At 35.2% G+C, this 1,843-nt stretch carries 2 protein-coding genes; both read right to left on the reverse strand.

Features of this window, described 5'->3' with window-relative positions; all coding sequences use genetic code 11:
- Window positions 1–1,139: hypothetical protein (locus A5295_RS04535; RefSeq protein ID WP_064621876.1), on the reverse strand; the 1,139-nt coding region annotated here is incomplete at its 3' end.
- Window positions 1,136–1,807, reverse strand: coding sequence for a response regulator transcription factor (locus A5295_RS04540; protein WP_064621879.1), 672 nt, complete (start codon window positions 1,805–1,807; stop codon window positions 1,136–1,138). The genes A5295_RS04540 and A5295_RS04535, both read right to left, overlap by 4 nt.
- Window positions 1,808–1,843: the final 36 nt, after the last annotated feature.

Below are 1,843 nucleotides of genomic sequence, written 5' to 3' on the forward strand. Positions count from 1 at the left end.
TAGTTATGTTTATTTTTTAAAGGTATAACTGCATTGCATTCCCAATACTTACCAAAGGCTCGAAAATAGAGTGAACCGCCTAAATGCTTTATGGTATCGCGATGAAGCAGAAGTCCTTTTTGAGATACTGAGCGAATTGCATCTTTACTTTTTCCGCCCAAAAATCGAACATTGAACTGTTTTATAACAATTTGTTTTTTACGTATCGAAATTCTGATGTAATAAACTAAAGAAGCATATTTTCGCATGTTCAAATATAGTTCTTCGATTAATTCAATAACTTCACAGATGATTTCATCGCTAATGTCTTCAGGAATATCGTTACTAGATATATTGCATATGGATCTTCCTTTTAATCCACAAGATGTATTGATTGAGTCGTTCATTTGTAGTGTATCTTCAATGTGCTGAATGAACTCGCTTCGAGCATCTTGCTTAGCAGTATTTCCACGTAGAATGTCGATAATATTATGTCCTTCTTCAAAAGCCTGATCTGCCAAATCATTTATTGCCTCAATAGCACTTCGCTGTTTTTTAGAAATAGACTTGTCAAGTAATGCTATTTTACTTTGTAGTGCAATATCTGCAATCTTATTAGTTAATCTATCGTGCATTCGCACAGCCAGATGAAGATTATTAATTGTTTGCTTATCTTTTTCATAAAGAACCATTTTTTGGTGAGAAATACGCAAAATAATACCAGTGCAAACGCAAAATATATTTATTAAAAGGTAAGCAATAAGATACTTGAAAGATAAAGTTGATAGGTATCGGTATGCAACGTAGTGTAATGCGTCTATTACTAAGAATAAAGGTAGTGTAAATTGAATCGGATATAAATACGAAATAAAAACAAATGATATGATGAGCCCGAAAGTTACTGGTGGAAGATTCAGACTAGGAATAGCAAGAATGCTGAGATGCACAAAAATATAGCACATGCTCATAAAATGCGGAAGCAAGCAAAGGAACAGATTTATAGCAGCAAGAATCATGTAAACTATAACAAGTTGTATTGTGCTATTGTCGCTATTCGAGTAAATATACGCATCCATTGCGCTCGACAAACATCCCAATAGTAAAAATGTTTTATTGTCAATAAGCTTTTCTCGTAAACGACGCATTAAGAAAATAATCATTGTGTATCATTTCCTAAATATTCATCATGCAGCCATGTAGTAATAAGTTGTGAACGATTCGTCACATTCAGTTTTTTGAACACGCGACGAAGGATAGTTTCCACAGTACAAGTTTCAACAAATAAACGTTTAGCGATTTGCGCATTAGTCATTCCTCTACTGCACAACTTTACAATTTCAGTCTCATGATCCGTTAAAGCAAGGCGTCCCTTTTTTGGCTTATTTTGCAAACGTTGAAATGCTGTCATCGTGTCGTCAAAATGAAGATCGCCTATTATTTGCGGCTTGAACGCGCCTTGGATAATACTGCTAAGCATAGCGCAAATAGTTTCTGGGTGGTTTTTCCCAACAATGCCTTGCGCGCCTGCTGCCGATGCTTTTAATGCATAATCGTTGATAGGAAATGAAGTTATAGCAATTATTATTGGGAGCGAGTGTCTTCTTCGCAATTCGTATAATATTTTAATTCCCGAAACCCCAGACATATACATGTCAATTAGCAGCACGTCTGGGCATCGATTTTGACAAAACTGAATTGCTTGATCGGCACATGTTGACAACCAGCAAATATTGCAGGACGGAACAACCTGTTCAATATATGTTTTTAGGCCGTGTAGACAAAAACAATCATCATCAACAATGCCAACAGTAATATGCTTTGCTATCATATTGCTCCTTTAGAAAAGCATTATTTAAGTAATAAT

The sequence above is a fragment of the Gardnerella sp. 26-12 genome, from assembly GCF_001660745.1.
Taxonomy (GTDB): Bacteria; Actinomycetota; Actinomycetes; order Actinomycetales; family Bifidobacteriaceae; genus Bifidobacterium; species Bifidobacterium swidsinskii.